Origin of the sequence: Thermasporomyces composti (assembly GCF_003386795.1) — a bacterium.
GTDB classification, from domain to species: domain Bacteria; phylum Actinomycetota; class Actinomycetes; order Propionibacteriales; family Actinopolymorphaceae; genus Thermasporomyces; species Thermasporomyces composti.
In genome coordinates this window covers 3,236,238-3,253,013 of the sequence record NZ_QTUC01000001.1, presented here as the reverse complement: position 1 = coordinate 3,253,013, position 16,776 = coordinate 3,236,238, and the positions used below count along the sequence as shown (strand labels likewise).

At 69.5% G+C, this 16,776-nt stretch carries 14 protein-coding genes; 6 read left to right on the top strand and 8 right to left on the bottom strand.

Annotated elements, in window-relative coordinates; genetic code table 11:
- The first annotated feature begins 227 nt into the window (after positions 1-227).
- Positions 228-1,205, top strand: a complete 978-nt coding sequence (locus DFJ64_RS14120; RefSeq protein ID WP_147304707.1) for a M23 family metallopeptidase — start codon at positions 228-230, stop codon at positions 1,203-1,205.
- 36 nt (positions 1,206-1,241) lie between these two features.
- Here the strand turns inward: DFJ64_RS14120 and pcrA are convergent, their stop codons facing one another.
- The 3 genes from pcrA to DFJ64_RS14105 form a co-directional block, all read right to left on the bottom strand.
- The gene (gene pcrA / locus DFJ64_RS14115; RefSeq protein ID WP_115850873.1) at positions 1,242-3,605 is read right to left on the bottom strand and encodes a DNA helicase PcrA; all 2,364 of its coding nucleotides are present in this window, start codon (positions 3,603-3,605) and stop codon (positions 1,242-1,244) included.
- Positions 3,606-3,701: 96 nt separating this feature from the next.
- Positions 3,702-5,825: an ABC transporter substrate-binding protein gene (locus tag DFJ64_RS14110; RefSeq protein ID WP_115850872.1), complete on the bottom strand. Its 2,124-nt coding sequence runs from the start codon at positions 5,823-5,825 to the stop codon at positions 3,702-3,704.
- A gap of 357 nt (positions 5,826-6,182) precedes the next feature.
- On the bottom strand, positions 6,183-6,773 hold the full coding sequence (locus DFJ64_RS14105) for a polysaccharide deacetylase family protein (protein WP_170152619.1): 591 nt from the start codon (positions 6,771-6,773) through the stop codon (positions 6,183-6,185).
- Positions 6,774-7,444: 671 nt separating this feature from the next.
- On the opposite strand from DFJ64_RS14105, the gene DFJ64_RS14100 reads away from it, so the two are divergent.
- Positions 7,445-8,170 carry a PIG-L deacetylase family protein gene (locus DFJ64_RS14100; RefSeq protein WP_115850871.1) on the top strand — a complete coding sequence of 242 codons (726 nt, stop codon included), beginning with the start codon at positions 7,445-7,447 and terminating at the stop codon, positions 8,168-8,170.
- Positions 8,171-8,181: 11 nt separating this feature from the next.
- Here DFJ64_RS14100 and DFJ64_RS14095 read toward each other — a convergent pair whose 3' ends face one another.
- From DFJ64_RS14095 to DFJ64_RS14080, 4 genes are all read right to left on the bottom strand, one after another.
- Entirely contained in the window at positions 8,182-8,529 is a 348-nt protein-coding gene (locus DFJ64_RS14095; protein WP_115850870.1) for a hypothetical protein, read from the bottom strand.
- 151 nt (positions 8,530-8,680) lie between these two features.
- The gene (locus tag DFJ64_RS14090) at positions 8,681-9,589 is read right to left on the bottom strand and encodes a bifunctional helix-turn-helix transcriptional regulator/GNAT family N-acetyltransferase (protein WP_115850869.1); all 909 of its coding nucleotides are present in this window, start codon (positions 9,587-9,589) and stop codon (positions 8,681-8,683) included.
- A gap of 200 nt (positions 9,590-9,789) precedes the next feature.
- Entirely contained in the window at positions 9,790-10,446 is a 657-nt protein-coding gene (locus DFJ64_RS14085; protein ID WP_115850868.1) for a response regulator, read from the bottom strand.
- Between the two features lie 47 nt (positions 10,447-10,493).
- Complete coding sequence (locus DFJ64_RS14080; protein WP_115850867.1) at positions 10,494-11,849, bottom strand: ATP-binding protein; 1,356 nt, start codon at positions 11,847-11,849, stop codon at positions 10,494-10,496.
- 181 nt (positions 11,850-12,030) lie between these two features.
- Here DFJ64_RS14080 and DFJ64_RS14075 point away from each other — a divergent pair, with 181 nt between their 5' ends.
- The 4 genes from DFJ64_RS14075 to DFJ64_RS14060 all read left to right on the top strand — a co-directional run bounded on the left by DFJ64_RS14075 (position 12,031) and on the right by DFJ64_RS14060 (position 15,754).
- Positions 12,031-13,752, top strand: a complete 1,722-nt coding sequence (locus DFJ64_RS14075) for a PspC domain-containing protein (protein ID WP_170152618.1) — start codon at positions 12,031-12,033, stop codon at positions 13,750-13,752.
- Positions 13,745-13,960, top strand: coding sequence for a hypothetical protein (locus DFJ64_RS14070; protein WP_147304706.1), 216 nt, complete (start codon positions 13,745-13,747; stop codon positions 13,958-13,960). Before DFJ64_RS14075 ends, DFJ64_RS14070 begins: the two co-directional genes overlap by 8 nt.
- Before the next feature lie 330 nt (positions 13,961-14,290).
- On the top strand, positions 14,291-14,497 hold the full coding sequence (locus DFJ64_RS14065) for a PspC domain-containing protein (RefSeq protein WP_115850864.1): 207 nt from the start codon (positions 14,291-14,293) through the stop codon (positions 14,495-14,497).
- Between the two features lie 129 nt (positions 14,498-14,626).
- Positions 14,627-15,754, top strand: coding sequence for a glycoside hydrolase family 27 protein (locus DFJ64_RS14060; protein ID WP_115850863.1), 1,128 nt, complete (start codon positions 14,627-14,629; stop codon positions 15,752-15,754).
- An 11-nt stretch (positions 15,755-15,765) separates the two neighbouring features.
- On the opposite strand, the gene DFJ64_RS14055 is transcribed toward DFJ64_RS14060, so the two are convergent.
- Positions 15,766-16,755 carry a glutathione S-transferase family protein gene (locus DFJ64_RS14055; RefSeq protein ID WP_115850862.1) on the bottom strand — a complete coding sequence of 330 codons (990 nt, stop codon included), beginning with the start codon at positions 16,753-16,755 and terminating at the stop codon, positions 15,766-15,768.
- Between the last annotated feature and the right edge of the window lie 21 nt (positions 16,756-16,776).

Below are 16,776 nucleotides of genomic sequence, written 5' to 3'. Positions count from 1 at the left end.
GTCACGCTGACGTCGTGACCACGCCGGCACGGGGTCAACGTCCGGCGCGGGATCAGCGTCCGGACTGGCGGGCCGCTGGCCCGCGAGCCGCTGCGTCCCCTTGGCATCCTCAGCTCCCGCGCACCGACCTGGCCTCCACGCCCGGGTCTGGGCAGGCGGCGTCTGACACTGGTCACCCCGGCCTCCACCGCGACGTCCCCGGAGCGGGTCGAAGGATGGCGACGGGCGTGAGTCCGGCCCTCGGCAGCCTTCAGGCCAACCGCACCACGCAGCCATCCCCCCAGCCCTCCCCGCAGGAGTACCGCCGTGCCACCGGCACGAGCCGAGGGGGGCGTCGACGCGCGAGCCGTTCCACGATCTCCGCAACCCGGCTCGGTCGCGCGGCCCGTCCTGCGGGAGGGAAACGGAAGAAGGCCGCGGGCAACCGCACGCCGGCCTCCACCTTCCCCACCGTGCCGGCCGTGGCCGGGGTCGCGACCCTGGTGGCCGCTGCGACCGGCGCGATGACGGTCCACGCGGCAGCGCCCAGCAGCGCGCCGACCACCGAGGTCCGACAGAGTGCGCCCGCGGGCATCGCCCTCACCGTCAACCAGCTGCACGAGGCCCGGTCCGCCGCCGCGAGCCGCGCTGACCGGTCGCGGGGCGACGACGCCCGAGCGAAGGCCGAAGCGGCCGCCAGGGAGGCCGAGCGGCAGCGCCGGCTCGCCGCCGCCGAACGGGCCGTCTGGGAGGCCGAGCGCACGAAGGAGCTCCAGCTCATCGAGAAGAGCGCCCGCGCCGCCACCCAGGAACAAACCTTCGAGCGGGTCATCCAGTGGTACCTCCCGCTGCGGTCGTTCCGGCTCAGCGCCTACTTCGGTGACGCCGGCTCGATGTGGAGCCACAACCACACGGGTCTCGACTTCGCCGCCCCCTTGGGGAGCCCTGTCCGAGCCATCGGCGACGGCGAGATCATCGAGGCGGGCTACGACGGCCCCTACGGCAACAAGATCGCCATCCGGCACCCGGACGGCACGGTGACCTGGTACTGCCACCTCTCCGGATACGAGCGTCGGAGCGGCTACGTCGCCGCGGGCACGACGATCGGGTACGTCGGCAGCACCGGCAACTCCAGTGGACCGCACCTCCACCTCGAGGTGCGTCCTGGCGGAGGCGACCCCATCGACCCGCTGCCCTGGCTGCGTCAGCTCGGTCTGCCGATCTGAGGCGCGAGCCGGCCGCGCGACGCGACGACGACAGGCTCAGAGCTTCTGCAGCGGGGCGTAGCGGAGGAGGAACCGCTTGACCCCGCCCGAGCCGAAGTCGATCGTCGCTTCGGCGTTGTCACCGTCGCCGGCCGTGGCCACCACCGAGCCCAGGCCGAACGTGTCGTGCACCACCCGGTCGCCAGGCGCGAGCGCCACCACCGCCGGCTTGCTGGAGCGGCCTGAGATCCGCTCGGCCCGTCGTACCGACGCCGACTGTGACGTCCACCGCGCATGGTCGGCCTCGGTCCGTCGCCACTCGATCAGCTCGGCGGGAATCTCGTCGAGGAAGCGGGAGGCGGGGTTGTGCTGGGGCGCTCCCCACGCGCTGCGGACGACGGCCCGCGAGACGTACAGCCGTTCCCGAGCGCGGGTGATCCCGACGTAGGCCAGTCGGCGTTCCTCCTCGAGCTCACGCACGTCGCCCTGGGACCGGCTGTGCGGGAACACGCCGTCCTCGAGGCCGGTGAGGAACACCACGGGGAACTCCAAGCCCTTGGCGGTGTGCAGGGTCATGAGGGTGACCACACCCTCGTCGTCGTCCGGGATCTCGTCGGAGTCGGCGACGAGAGAGACTCGCTCAAGGAAGTCCGCCAAGGTGGCGGAGGTGCCCTGGGTCTGCGCGGCCTCGGCGAACTCCCGAGCGACCGCGACGAGCTCCGCGAGGTTCTCCACCCGCGTCTCGTCCTGCGGGTCACCGGACGCCTCCAGCTCCTGCAGATATCCGGTCCGCGCCAGGACCTGCTCGAGGATCTCGGCCGGCGGCTCCCCCTCATCGACGAGCTGGCGGAGCTCGTCGATCAGCGCGACAAAGCCACGGATGGCGTTGGCTGACCGGGCGGCCAACCCCACGGCGTCGTCGGCGCGCCGAAGCGCCTGCCAGAACGTGATCCGCTCCCGCTGGGCCAACGCCTCGACACAGGCCTCGGCTCGCTCCCCGATACCACGCTTGGGGACGTTGAGGATTCGACGCAGCGAGACCGTGTCCTCGGGGTTGACGAGCAGCCGCAGGTAGGCGAGCGCGTCCCGAATCTCGCGCCGCTCGTAGAACCGCACACCGCCGACCACCTTGTAGGGCAGGCCGACGCGAATGAAGATCTCCTCGAAGACCCGGCTCTGCGCGTTCGTCCGGTAGAAGACGGCGACGTCGCCCGGCCGAGCCACCCCCTTGTCGGTGAGCCGGTCGATCTCCTCGGCGACGAACTGCGCCTCGTCGTGCTCGTCCTCCGCGACGTACCCGACGATGGGCTCGCCCGCGCCGGCGTCCGACCAGAGGTTCTTCGGCTTCCGGCTGGTGTTGCGGCTGATGACGGCGTTGGCCGCGGACAGGATCGTCTGGGTGGAGCGGTAGTTCTGCTCGAGCAGAATCACGCGCGCGTCGGGGAAGTCCTCCTCGAACTGGAGGATGTTCCGGATGGTCGCGCCGCGGAACCCGTAGATGGACTGGTCGGCGTCACCGACCACCATGAGCTCGCCGTGCGGGCCGCCGTCCTCGTCCGGGGTGGTCAGCTCACGGATGAGGGCGTACTGGGCGTGGTTGGTGTCCTGGTACTCGTCGACCAGCACGTGCGCGAACCGCCGCCGGTAGTGCTCGCGCACCTCGGGGAACGCCTGGAAGAGGTGGACCGTCGTCATGATCAGGTCGTCGAAGTCGAGCGCGTTCGACTCGCGAAGCCGCTGCTGGTACAGCGCGTAGCACTCGGCGAACGTCTGCTCCAGGTGGTTCTCGGCGCGTCGCGCCGCCTCCTCGTGGTCGATGAGCTCGTTCTTCTGGTTGGACACCCACGCGAGGATGGAGCGCGGGTTGTAGCGCTTGGAGTCCAGATCGAGATCCCGGCAGACCAGCGTCATCAGCCGGCGGGAGTCGGCCTCGTCGTAGATCGAGAACGACGAGGAGATGCCGAAGCGCTTGATCTCTCGACGCAGGATCCGCACGCACGCGGAGTGGAACGTCGACACCCACATCGCCTGGGCGGCGCGCTCGCCGACGAGCGCCGCCACCCGCTCACGCATCTCCCCGGCGGCCTTGTTGGTGAAGGTGATCGCGAGAACCCCGCTGGGTCGAGCGTCGCGCGCGGCCAGGAGCCACGCGATCCTGCGGGTGAGCACCCGCGTCTTGCCCGAGCCGGCGCCGGCCACCACCAGCAGCGGGCAACCCTCGTGGAGCACCGCGGCCCGTTGCGACGGGTTGAGCCCTTCGAGGATGGCCTCACGTCGGGAGGCTTCGCGCGCGGCCGGCGCGGGTGCCAGTCCCGCGTCGTCGGAGTCAGCGGGCTGGGAGCCACGAGGCTCAGAGCCGGAAGGCCGCGGGTCGAGCGACTGCGACGCCGAAGGTCGGTGACCGAAAGAGGAAGCGCTCATCGTCGCCTAGCCTACGATCGCTCGCCGACACGGCCCCGCCACCGTGGCGGCGGGGCCGTGTGCGACCTGACGTCCGAAAGGCCGGGCGTGTGCTGGTTAGGAGTGCTCCTCCGGGTTCTCCCAGAAGTAGGTCTCCGGGTCGTAGACCGCGGGTGAGGGCAGGATCCACGGGTTGACCCAGCCACCCAGCGCGAGGTTCTCCCGGGTCGGCACGTTCTTCAGCCCCTCGCGGACCAGCACGATCCGTGGGTAGTTCGCCACGATCCCGTAGAAGAACGGGCCGTGCTCGATGTGGATCTTCTGGATCTCCCACATGAGCTGGATCCGCTTCATCTGGTCCGGCTCGACCCGCGCCTGGGCGTAGAGCTTCCACAGCTGGTCGATCGGATCCCCCTCCTCCGGCAGGATCCACGGCGGGGTCCGCTTCCACGGGTCGATGCCGGCCTGATCCTCCAGCTTCTTCGGATCACTGGTCTGCAGGATGAACGCCTGGCCGTGCAGCGGAGCCCAGTGCCCGGTCTCGACGGGGATCACCCACCCGGGGTAGACGAGCGGGTGGTTGTCGCCCACCTCCCAGGCGGTCGTCGTCATGAGCTCCCCACGCCCCCAGCGGTCGCTGAAGGCCTCCGGCGGGACAGGGTTCATCTTCGTCGCGATGCCGATGGCCTCCCAGTCCCGCTTGACGTACTCGTTCTTCTGCCGGTGCTCCTCGGCGGTGTCCGCGGGGTAGTCCAGGATGAGCTCCAGCTTGGACCCGTCGGGCAGCTCCCGCTTGCCGTCGCCGTCCTTGTCGACGACGCCGAGCTCGTCGAGCATCGCCTTGGCCTTCTCCGGATCGTAGGCGGAGTAGGCGTCACGCCACTCGACGTACTTCTGCTGAGCCTCGTCGTTGATCGTGAACATCAAGCCCTTGGGGCTCAGCGTTCCGGTCGTCACCTCGCCGGTGTCGTAGTAGATCGCCTTCCGCGCCTCCGGGCGGTTGATCGCGTACGACAGGGCCTGCCGGAACTTCGGGTTGCGGATCAGAGTCCGGAGCTTCTCGTCGGGATAGTCGTAGTTGAAGAACAGGATCGACCCCGTTCCAGAGCCGCTGTCCCACAACAGGACTTTGACGCCGGTGCGCTGCTCGGCCTGCTTGAGGCTGGAGATGTCGTTCAGGCCGAGGGGGTGATGGCCTCCGTGGACGTAGTCGACCCTGCCCTCGGCCATCTGGAGCTTCTGGACCTCGCCTTCGGTGACGACCGAGATGTGGATCTCGTCGATGTAGGGGAGCTGGTTCCCTTCCCGGTCGACGGCGTAGTAGTAGGGGTTCCGCTCGAGGACGACGCTGCGGCCCTCCTGGTAGGACTTCACCATCCAGCCGGTCATCGTCGGCGCGCCCGGCTGCAACGCCCAGTCGAGGTGCTTGTCGTGCTCGGTGGCCCAGTCCTTGCGCGTGATCTCCTTGTTGTACTTCGGGTGGTACTTGGACAGCACGTGCTTGGGCGCCATCCACATCGGCCCGACACCGCGGTTCACCCACGCCGCCAGACGCTCGGGGGTGATCGGCGCCGGCGCGTCGAACGTCATCGTCAAGGTGTAGTCGTCGTTGGCGGTGAGCTTGGCGATGGTGTCGCGCCCAGAGCGCACGTCGTCCGGCGGCACCTCGGGGTGGTCGGGGTTGAGGACGAGGTCCTCCCACCAGTACATGATGTCGGCGGTCGTCCACGGCGTCCCGTCCGACCACTTCAGCCCTTTGCGGAAGTGGAAGACCCACTCCGACGCGTCCTCGTTGGACTCCCAGCTCTCGACCAGACCGGGGCCGATGTCGAGGCCGTCGTTGAGGAAGCGCAACAACGAGTGCCCGTACGAGTACTCCTTGATGGCGGCGGAGTTGGCCGAGTCCATGATCATTCTCAGCCGGCCGCCGTACTTGCCGATCTCGACCCAACGGTGCGGCACGACGTAGGGGCGCTCGGGGAGCCGCTCCTCGACCGGCGGGAGCTCCCCCGCCTTCACCTTCTCCGCGAGTGACGGCGCTTCCTTGAAGCTTTGTGGCGGCGGAAGCGGTGTCGTCTCCGATCCCTTGGGCACCTCACCGGAGCCATTGCGGGAGCTCTGCTGCCGCTCGGAGCTGCCACCGGTCTGGCTGCTGGAGCAGCCAGCCAGCATGATCGCCCCCGCGACGACCGCCGAGCTGTAGAGGAAATCTCGCCGATTCACTCCTTTGGTTTGCGCCATCGATGTCTCCTTGCGGGGATCGGTCCTAGTCGGAGCACGGTCCCATGCAGGGAGCACTCGACGGAAGGTAGCGACGACCGGTCGAACGGCCAAGTTCGGACCATGACCGCGACCGGCGCGGCCGTCCTCGCACGACAGGACGGGTTCGGCGAGTGACCCGGCACCGGTGTCCGGAACTGGCCACACCGCAATCCGAACACGGCGGCCCGGCGGATTCAGTGCACCTCCAATTCAGTGCACCTCCGATTCAGGGCACCTCCGATTCAGGGCACATCCAATTCAGGGCACATCCAATTCAGGGCGCCGCCAATTCAGGACACCGCTGATTCAGTGCACCACCACAGCAGGGCCCTAAGCTCAGCAGTCCAACGCCACGAACTTGTATCCCCGCTCGCCGAGCTCGGTCAGCAGATAGTCCACGGCCTCCACCGTCTGGTCACGTTTGCCACCGCCGTCGTGGAACAGCACGATGGCACCGGGCCAGATGTTCTTGAGGACACGCTTTTGGATCTTCTCGACGCCCGGACGCTCCCAGTCGCGAGGGTCGACGCCCCACATGACGATCTCGAGGCCCATCTCCTCCTCGATGATCTTGCGGACCCGAGAGGACGTGGCGCCGTAGGGCGGCCGAAGGCAGCGGGACTGCGGACCGCCTTTGACGGCCGCGCGGACCTCCTCCGACGACAGATGCGGGAGCGACTTGTGCGCGAGCGTGTGATTGCCGATGGTGTGGCCCTCGGCCCGGATGCGTTCGACCAGCTCCGGGTACTCACGCACCTGCTCGCCGACGAGGAAGAAGGTCGCGTGCGCGTCGTGCTTGGCGAGGACGTCCAACACCTTGGGCGTGTACTCGCTCGGCCCGTCGTCGAAGGTGAAGAACAGGACCTTCTCCCCTTCCTCCGCGACCCGGGTGGCCGATCGGTCAGCCCGCTCCTCGCCCCGGGGCAACGTGGGTGCAGGCGTGGCGGTACCCGTCGGCGTGGCGGTGCCCGTCGGTGTGGCGGCGGGCGTCGGCGCGACGGTGGTGGGCGACGCTGTGCTTCCCGGGGATGCTGGGCTACCCGGGGTCGATGGGCCAGTCGGGGACGCCGGAGCCGGGGCCGTCGGTGTGGCTGTCGCCGCCGGCAAGGTCACGCGACCCGAGGTGGTGGGCAGCCGCTTGGTGGACGTGGCTTGTGGGCTGGACCGCGACGCCCGTTCCGGCGCGCCTGTCGCCGTCGTGTCCGGTCCGCATTGCGTGACCGCTGACATGGCGAACGCGACACAAATGACGACAGCGAAGACCCGAATCCTCGACGACATGCGTGTCACCAACTCCCCCGTGTTCCTGAATAAGCTTCGTATCGGAGGGATTGGCCGCGAAGAATCGCTGGTCCCAACATTTCGGGACCCGCGAAAACCGGGACAGAGGTTTTGCGGGAAAACCGGAATTGGGTCAGACGAGGACTGGCGAAATATCGATTCCGAACTCGAGCCACCCTGCCATCGATGTGTGACGAGAACCCGACGATTTCCGTCGCATCGGTGTGACGAGGAACCGTCGCTGCTTTCGCGCGTCGGCGGGGACACCACGACCTGGCGTCCGTCCGCGTCACGTGGCCCGGTAGGTTCCCGCGGTGATGGCATCCGTGCTACCCGACTCAGAGATCTCTCGCGTTCTCGTCGTCGCGGCGCACCCTGACGACATCGACTTCGGCGCGGCGGGGACCGTCGCGCGCTGGACGGACGCCGGGCTAGACGTCGTCTACTGCATCTGCACCGACGGACAGGCCGGTGGCTTCGACCCGACGTTGCCGCGCTCCCAGATCGGCGCGATCCGCCGAGCCGAGCAACGAGCGGCCGCGGCCCAGGTGGGCGTGCGGGACGTCCGCTTCCTGGGCTTCGTCGACGGCGAGCTGGAAGTCACCCAGGACCTGATCCGCGCGCTCACCAAGGTCATCCGTGAGGTACGGCCCGAGCGCATGCTCATCCCCAGCCCGGAGCGCGACTGGAACCTGCTGCCGCGCAGTCACCCCGACCACCTCGCCGCGGGAGAGGCCGCCATCCGCGCGATCTACCCGGCCGCGCGTAACCCGTTCGCGTTCCCCGACCTGGCGGCGAGCGGTCTCGCACCGTGGACGGTTCGGGAGACGTGGCTGTCGGCGCACCCCACCGCCAACCACGCCGTCGACGTCACGGACACGTTCGACCGCAAGATGGCGGCGCTGCTGTCACACGCCAGCCAGCACCCGGAACCCGACCAGCTCGAGCCCCGGGTGCGCGGGTGGCTCGCCGCCACGGCCGAGCGCATGGGCCTTCCGCGCGGGCGGCTGGCCGAGGAGTTCTTCGTCGTCGCGACAGGATGAGGCGACGTCCGTCAGCGCCAGAAGACCGCCACGGCGACGTTGAGGATCGCCAGCAGGAAGAGCGCGCCGTACAGGCCGGTGGAGATGGTCGGCTTCTTGCGGTTGATCCACGCGAGCACGGTGATGACGAGGGTGACCGCGAGCTTCGTGCCGATCTTGGCGTGGTTGAGGCTCTCGTCGAGCGGACCTTCGAGCACGCCGACGAGCAGGACGCCGGAGACCAGCTGGGTCAGGGCGCCGTGGACCACCGCCGGCACGATGCGCCGCTCCGGGCCCCGCATCTGGACGAGCAGTCCGCCAAGGAGGCTGGCGAGCCCGAGAAAGTGGATGAAGACCAGAACCAGACGCAGGATCTCCACGACAGCCCTCCCTCTCCCGACCGATCACCACCTGACGACACGAGACATCAGGTACGACGAAGAGTAGTAGAGGCACGCCCGGCGGTTCGCGGAGGGTGGCCGGCGCGTCCGGCGACCCCCCACCGACCCTCCGCGGCTTCCCGGCCCGCGCTCACAGCTCTCGCGTGAGGACCTGCTCGACGACGGGCCTGCCGTTGTCCTCGGCCGGGTGCTCCTCGACGAGCCGGAACCCAGCGGCGTCGTATATCCGGCGAGCGCTCACCAGGACGTTCCGGGTGTCGAGCGTCATCCGCCGGTACCCGGCCCGCCTCGCGAAGTCCAGGCACTCGTCCACGAGCCGTCGCCCGATGCCCATGCCGCGAGCGGCGGGCTCGACGAGCAGCAGCCGAAGCTGCGCCGTCTCGTCGTCCTTGCGGACGCAGAAGACGCAGCCGACCGGCTCGCCGGCGAACTCCGCGATCCAGGCCGCCTCCCGACGCGGATCGTGGTGTTCCAGGTAGTCGGCGACGATCCGGGCGACCATCCCCTCGAACGCGGTCCCCCAGCCGTACTCCTCGCTGTAGAGCGTGCCGTGCCGCCAGACCACCCAGCCGTAGTCGCCCGGACGCGGTGGCCTGATCACGTACGACCGCGGGGCGCCCTTCGGTTCGAGCAGCTCCCGGATGGTGCCCATGCTCGCCACGAGCCGTTCGCGCTGGGCCGGCGTGAGCGGGGTGAGCATCGTCTCGATGTCCGCCGCCGAGCGCGCGTCGAGCGTTTGGAACGCGTCGCGACCCTTGTCGGTGAGCGTGACGATCTGCCGGCGAGCGTCCTCCGAGGACCTCTCCCTGGTGATGAGCCCTTCCTCGGCGAACTTGGCGAGGATACGGCTCAGGTAGCCGGGATCGAGACCGAGCACCTCCCGGAGCGTGCTCGTGCTCACCGTGCCGCGTGTCCCGAGCTCGAACAGCACTCTCGCCTCGGTGAGCGAGTAGGGCGTCTTGAGTAGTCCGGCCCCGAGCAGGCCGATCACATTCGTGTAGAAGCGGTTGAACTCACGGACCCTGTCCACGACGCTCATCGCTTGCCCGCCTCACGTCAATCGTTGACAGAGTCAACCATATGGTCGACCTCGACGAGGGCCGTGACGTGGGAAGCGACGACAGAGGGCCGGCCGCCGGATGGCCGGTGAGAGCGGGTCCTAGGAGCGCCGCCGAGCAGGGTGGTCGCCTGCTCGACCGCCGAGCCTCGGGGAGCCGGGCGCAGACTGCGCCGGCGCGGTCACACCAGGCGGCGGTCGGTCGCCCAGCGGGTGAGCTCGTAGCGGTTGGACAGCTGGAGCTTGCGCAGCACCGACGACACGTGCGTCTCGACGGTCTTCACCGAGATGAACAGCTCCTTGGCGACTTCCTTGTAGGCATAGCCACGCGCGATCAGGCGCAACACCTCCCGCTCACGCTGGGTGAGCCGGTCGAGCTCCTCGTCGATACTGCCCGGGTCCACCGCGCCCGCGAACGCGTCCAGGACGAAGCCGGCCAGTCGCGGCGAGAACACGGCGTCGCCCTCCGCGACTCGACGCACCGCGTCGATGATCTCGTCTCCGGTGATGGTCTTCGTGACGTAACCCCGTGCGCCCGCGCGGATCACGCCGATCACGTCCTCCGGGGCGTCGGACACACTCAGCGCCAGGAAGCGGATCTGGGGCTCGGTCGCCAGCACGCGCCGGCACACTTCCGTCCCGCCGCCTCCCGGGAGGTGCACGTCGAGCAGGACGACGTCCGGCTTGGTCTCCAGGATCGTGCGAACGGCGCCGTCGACATCGCCCGCCTCGCCCACGATGTCGACCGCCGAGCCGATCTCGGTGCGAACTCCGGTCCGGAACACCGCGTGGTCGTCCACGAGGACGACACGGGGCCGGTTGCTGTCGTTCGTCGTCACAGGGTCATCCTCTCAAGTCCTGTCCGTTCGCCCGCCCGGCCGAACGCTCACGGCTGCCCGGGTCTCCGCTCGACCGCGATCCTGACCTCGGTGCCGTTCCCCGGGCTGCTCCGAATCTCCGCCTTGCCGCCGTGGCGCTCCATCCGCTCGATGATGCTGCGACGGACGCCGAGCCGGTCCTCGCCCACCTTGTCCGGGTCGAAGCCCACACCGCGGTCGCGCACGAAGACCTCCACCAGGTCCGGCTCCACCTCGGCGTAGACGTCGATCTTCGGCGCGCCGGAGTGCTTGGCCGCGTTGACCATCGCCTCCCCGGCCGCCCGGAGGACCGCGGTCAGGGCGGGATCCAACGGCGCGTCCCCGACCACGACGAGCTCCACCGGCACCCCGTGCCGGTCCTCGACCTCGGCGGCCGCCTTCCGCAAGGCGCTGCGCAGGGTCGTGTCGGCGTCGTCCTGGTCGCCGTACAGCCACTGCCGGAGGTCCCGCTCCTGGGCACGGGCCAGCCGCACGACCGCCCGCGGGTCGTGCGCCTGCTTCTGGATGAGCGCCAACGTCTGCAGGACCGAGTCGTGGAGGTGCGCCGCCATGTCAGCGCGCTCCTGGGAGCGGATCCGCTCGCGACGTTCCTCGGACAGGTCGTCCAGGAGCCGCCACACCCACGGAGCGATGATCAAACCGACGCCGATGATCGCTCCGATCACCGAGAGCAGCGCCGCGTTGACCTCGTCGACGCCCCCGACGAAGGACAGGCCCCACGACAGCGCGACGACCACCAGCGCCAGGCCCACGACGGTCCGCAGGACCATGATCCGGCCGCCGGTGCTGAACAGCGGCCAGAGCCACTTCCACCGCGGCGGCGCCGAGGACGTCCAGCGGGCGCGCTGCGACTCGTCGGCCTGCCGCCACACGAGCGCCAGCCCGAGACCGCCCACGATGAGCGGCCAGAACACCTGCGCGGAGATGCCGACCACACGCGGGAACATCATGAGGGCGCCGGCGCCGAGGATGACGATCGAGAGCAGCTGTCCCCGGTCTTGGCCTCGCGCGCGCCGCGGCTGGTCAGTCCGCATCCGGCTGCGAGTCGCGGCGGCCACCCCAGCCGGCTGCCCAGCCGTGGCGAGCACGGTGTCCTGCGGCAGGACGATCCAGAGCGCGGCGTACAGGAAGAGGCCGAAACCGGTGAGCGTGGTGAGCGCGACGAACCCGAGCCGCACGTGCAAGGGCTGCAGGCCGAGGTGATCCGCCAGGCCTCCGGCCACTCCACCGAGGACCTTGCCCTCGCTCCGCCGAACACAGCGGGGGCGCGCGCCCGACGCCGCGCTCGGCGTCCTGGCGCGGTTCCCGACGCTCGGATCGGTGAAGATGGGGGCCTCCTCGTGACGCTGGGCCTTTTCGCCCACATGCTCCGTACGGTCGAAACGTCCGGGGTCCGCCTTCTCCGGGCAACCCTCGTCAGCACCTTCGATGGTCACACGACGGGACGGGCGGCGACTACCCGGGCGGACCCGGATGGAATCCGGAGGTCAACTCCAGGGACTTCCCCGATGACGCGGCGTTCGGGCAGCCCGAACAATGCAAGGTATGCCCGAGACCATGCCACCCGCCGACGACGCCGACCAGGGGCGTCCCGGCGGTGCCGGCCCCGAGCAGAGCGGATCCCACCACGGTGCCCCCCACCCCGGTGGCACGGGTCCGGGTGGTGCGGGTGCCGACGCGAGTGCGGGTGGCGCGGGTGACGGTGACCCGCGAGCGCACAGCTCAGCCGGCGCACACCACATCCCGGGGTCGCCGCTGCTGGCGGAAGTGCGGAGTCTGCGCCGGGCCCGAGACGGCCGCGTCGTCGCCGGCGTGTGCGCCGGAATCGGGCAGCGGCTGAACATCGACCCGGTCGTGCTCCGGGTCCTCGTCGTCGCCCTCGCGATCTTCGGTGGGCCGGGTTTGCTGCTCTACGGGGCAGGGTGGCTGTTGCTCCCCGAGGAAGGAGAAGAGCTGTCCATCCTCGAACGGCAGCTCGGCCGGCGCCGCGACGGCAGCCCCGACAGGGTCGTCTTCATCGCCGGGCTGATCGTCCTCGGCGTGGTGCTGCTGACGCTCCCGTGGTGGGGACCGCCGTGGAACGTCCCGATCCTCCTGTTCCTCACCATCCTCGGCCTGCTCTACCTCCTCCGTCGCAACGCCCAGCCCGGCCCGGACGCTCAGCCCGGCCCGGACGCTCAGCCCGGTGGAACGCCTTCCGCGGGACTCTTCGCCGACGCGCCCACCCAGCCGCTGCGGTCGCCCACCTGGCCCTTCGCGCCGGGATCGAGCGCTGGGCCAGATCAGGCGAGCCCAGATCAGGCGAGCCCAGATCAGGCGAGCCCAGATCAGACGAGCACGGTGCGCGAGGAGGCGGAGCGAACCCACGCGACGTCCGCGGGGCCCGGGTCGGAGACCAGCGCGGCGGGCGATGTCACGGCGAGACTGGAGACCGCCGCCGAGTCCAAGGACACGGCGGGGACGAGGTCCGATGAGCGGGCGGCGATCGATCTCAACCCCACGCTCCCGCTCTCCCCGACCGGCTCGTGGCGCGACCTCCCGCCGGCACCGCCATCCTTCTGGGACCAGCCGGACCCGCTCGGCCTGGAGGACGAGCCCGCACCAGAGCCCTCGACGCAGCCGGTCCGGCGACCACGCCGACCGTGGCTGTTCGTCGGGACGATGTCGGCCACGCTGGCGTTGATCGGCTTCCTCGGCTTCCTGGAGCTCGTGGGAGGCGCCACCATCCCGGCCGCCGGCTACGTCGCGGCGGCCCTGGCGGTCGTCGGCGCCGGACTCATCGTGGGCGCCTGGATCGGTCGGTCACTCGCCTTGGTGGCGGTCGGTGTGCTCCTGTCACTCGCGCTGGTTCCGCTGACCGTCGCCAGCCACTGGTCGGCCAGCACGGTGAACGTCGTCCTCCGCCCGACCACCGTGGAGCAGATCCAACCGCGCTACGACTACGGCGCCGGCCACCTCGTCCTCGACCTGCGCGACGTCGCCTTCGACGAGGACACCGTGGCGCGCACCACGATCAGCCTCGGCGCCGGTGAGGTCGTGGTGTTGGTACCAGCCGACCTCGACGTCCGCTTCTCGGGCGACGTCGGCGTGGGTCGGATCCTGCCGTTCGCGCCGGAAGGCTTGCGCCGCGGTCGTCCCGACCACGAGGTCTCCGGCTTCGGCGCCTCGGTCATGCGGCTCGATACGGGGTACGACGGGGTCGGCGGTGGAACGTTGGAGCTCACCATCGACGTCGGCATGGGAAACGTGGAGCTGAGACGTGATTAGGTTGGGCGACCGGCATCCGGTCAACGTGTCCTCGCTTGTCGCGGGCATTCTCTTCGTCGGCGTCGCACTCGCCTGGGCGCTGTTCGAGGCTGGCGCCATCGGCGTCACCGGCCTCGGCTGGCTGCTGCCCTTGCTCCTGATCGGCGCCGGCATTGTCGGCGTCGTCGTCTCGGTCCGACGCGGCTCCGGGCGATCCCAGCGCTCCTAGCTCCGGGCCATCCGTCACGCCCCAGCTCAGACGATGCCAGGAGCGCCGCACGGCCACCTCGACCAACGACAGGCGCCCCGCCAATCGACCACGGAGAGCGCCGTCCGATGACGAGCGGCGCCAGCCGACCACAGGGATGGTCATCGAACGACACTCTCGCCGTCGACCTCCGGGACTGTCCACGCGAAGGCGCTCGGTCCTTGTGCCGTCGTGAAGGCCTCCCACGGCTTCCCCCACGGTCGACCCTGACCCCGACCGAGGGTTGGATCCGGGACGCGTCAGGTCCGCACCGGATCGTCGTCTCGGCTCTCAGACGCGACGCTGGGAGACATGAACGACACCACGGTGAAGAAGCTCGTCCGGACCAAGAACGACCGCATGATCGCCGGTGTGTGCGGCGGCCTCGCCCGGTACGCCGGCCTGGACCCCGTGCTCGTCCGCCTCCTGATGGTGGGGCTGGTGCTCTTCGGCGGCTCCGGCGTCCTGCTCTACCTCGCCGGCTGGATCATCATCCCCGAGGAGGAGACACCGCTCTGATCCTCCAGGGCCTGCTGTGGGACGGGCCGACCAGCACGGGACGACGGGGTTGACCGGCCTTTCCGACGGTTCCTACCGTGACCACGGTCGTCCGCCAAGGCAACCGTGTCTGGTCCTGGGAGCTTCGTCATGTCCGACACCTCCACCACGCCGGAACTCGACCTGAGTCTCGCCGCCACACCGCCGATGGGGTGGAACAACTGGAACGCCACCCAGGACCGACCGGAGTTCAACGAGGAGCTGGTCCTCGCCACCGCCGACTTCTTCGTCTCCTCCGGACTCGCCGAGGCCGGCTACCGTTACGTCAACCTCGACGACTGCTGGGCCCTCCCCGAGCGGGACGCCGACGGCAACCTCGTCCCCGACCCGGCGCGCTTCCCGAACGGCATCAAGGCCCTGGCCGACTACGTGCACGCCAAGGGTCTCAAGCTCGGCATCTACACCAGCGCAGGCACCCACACCTGCAGTCCCATCGGGTTCCCGGGGGCGCTCGACCACGAGTACCAGGACGCCGCGCTGTTCGCGTCGTACGAGGTCGACTACCTCAAGTACGACAACTGCCACAACCAGGGTCGCGACGCCGTCGAGCGCTACACGACCATGCGAGACGCCCTCCTCGCCACCGGACGTCCCATCGTCTACAGCATCTGCGAGTGGGGTCAGAACAAGCCGTGGACGTGGGCCAAGGGTGTCGGCCACCTCTGGCGCACGACCGGCGACATCGCCGACACCTGGGAGAGCATGCTGGCGATCGCGAAGAAGAACATGACGCTCGCCGAGTACGCCGGCCCAGGCCACTGGAACGACCCCGACATGCTCGAGGTCGGCAACGGCGGCATGACCGATGTGGAGTACCGCACCCACTTCAGCCTGTGGGCCGTCATGGCGGCGCCGCTGCTCATCGGCACCGACCTCCGGCGAGCGACGTCGGCGACGATGGAGATCCTGCTCAACACCGAGCTGATCGCCATCAACCAGGACCCGCTCGGGGTGCAGGCCCGGATCGTCACGTCCTACAAGGGCCTGCACGTGCTGTCCAAGCCGCTCGCCGACGGCGGTCGTGCGGTCGCGTTGTTCAACGAGAACGACAGCGCCGCGGAGATCTCCACGACGCTGCTCGACATCGGGCTGGAGCCCGGCCAGTCGGTCCCAGTGCGTGACGTCTGGACCCACAGCGAGACCGAGACCGCCGACAAGATCTCGGCCACGGTGCCGCCTCACGGCACGGTCGTCTACCGGGTCGGCCCGGCCAGCTAGCGCGCCGGCCGTCACAGGGGACGGGTGGTCAGACGCTCCCGTCCGTGCGGCGTGTTCCAGCCGGACAGGTCGGGCCCCTTGGGCACGATGCGGCTCGGGTTGATCCGATCGTGCGTGGCGTAGTAGTGCCGCTTGATGTGGTCGAAGTCGACCGTGTCACCGAAGCCCGGCGTCTGGAAGAGGTCACGAGCGTACGCCCAGAGCACCGGCATCTCGGTGAGCTTGTTCCGGTTGCACTTGAAGTGGTTGTGGTAGACGGCGTCGAAGCGCACCAGTGTGGTGAACAGTCGGATGTCGGCCTCGGTGAGCCGATCGCCGAAGAGGTACCGCTGGTGGCGTAGCCGCTCCTCCAGCTCGTCCAGCCGCCTGAACAACGCGTCGTAGGCCGCCTCGTAGGCCTCCTGGGTGGTGGCGAAGCCGCACTTGTAGACGCCGTTGTTGACGTCGTCGTGGATGACGGCCATGAGCTGGTCCATCTCGGCCCGCAGGTCCTCCGGGTACAGGTCGGGGGCACCTGGCTTGTGGAAGGCTCGCCACTGCGTCGACAGGTCCAAGGTGATCTGCGGGAAGTCGTTGGTCACCACACGACCGGTGGGGATGTCGATGAGGCACGGGACGGTGACCCGCCCCTCGAAGTCGGGGTCGGTCGCGCGGTAGGCCTCGGCGAGGTACTCGATGCCGAGCACCGGGTCACGGCCGCCCGGGTCGAGCGTGAAGCGCCAGCCGCGCTCGTCGCGGATCGGGTCGACGGTGGCGAGGCTGATCGCGTCCTCCAGGCCCAACAGGCGACGCACGATGACCGCGCGGTGCGCCCACGGGCAGGCGCGGGACCAGACCAGCCGGTAGCGGCCGGGCTCGGCTGGCCAGCCGGACGAACCATCGGCGGTGATCCGGTCGGTGAAGCGGTTGGGCTGCCGGACGAACTCACCGCGTGGACCCGCCTCGCGGGCGAACTGCGCGTGCGACGACGACGTGGCCGTGGACGGAGTGGGATCTGCCATGCGCCCAGTCTCGCCCACCGG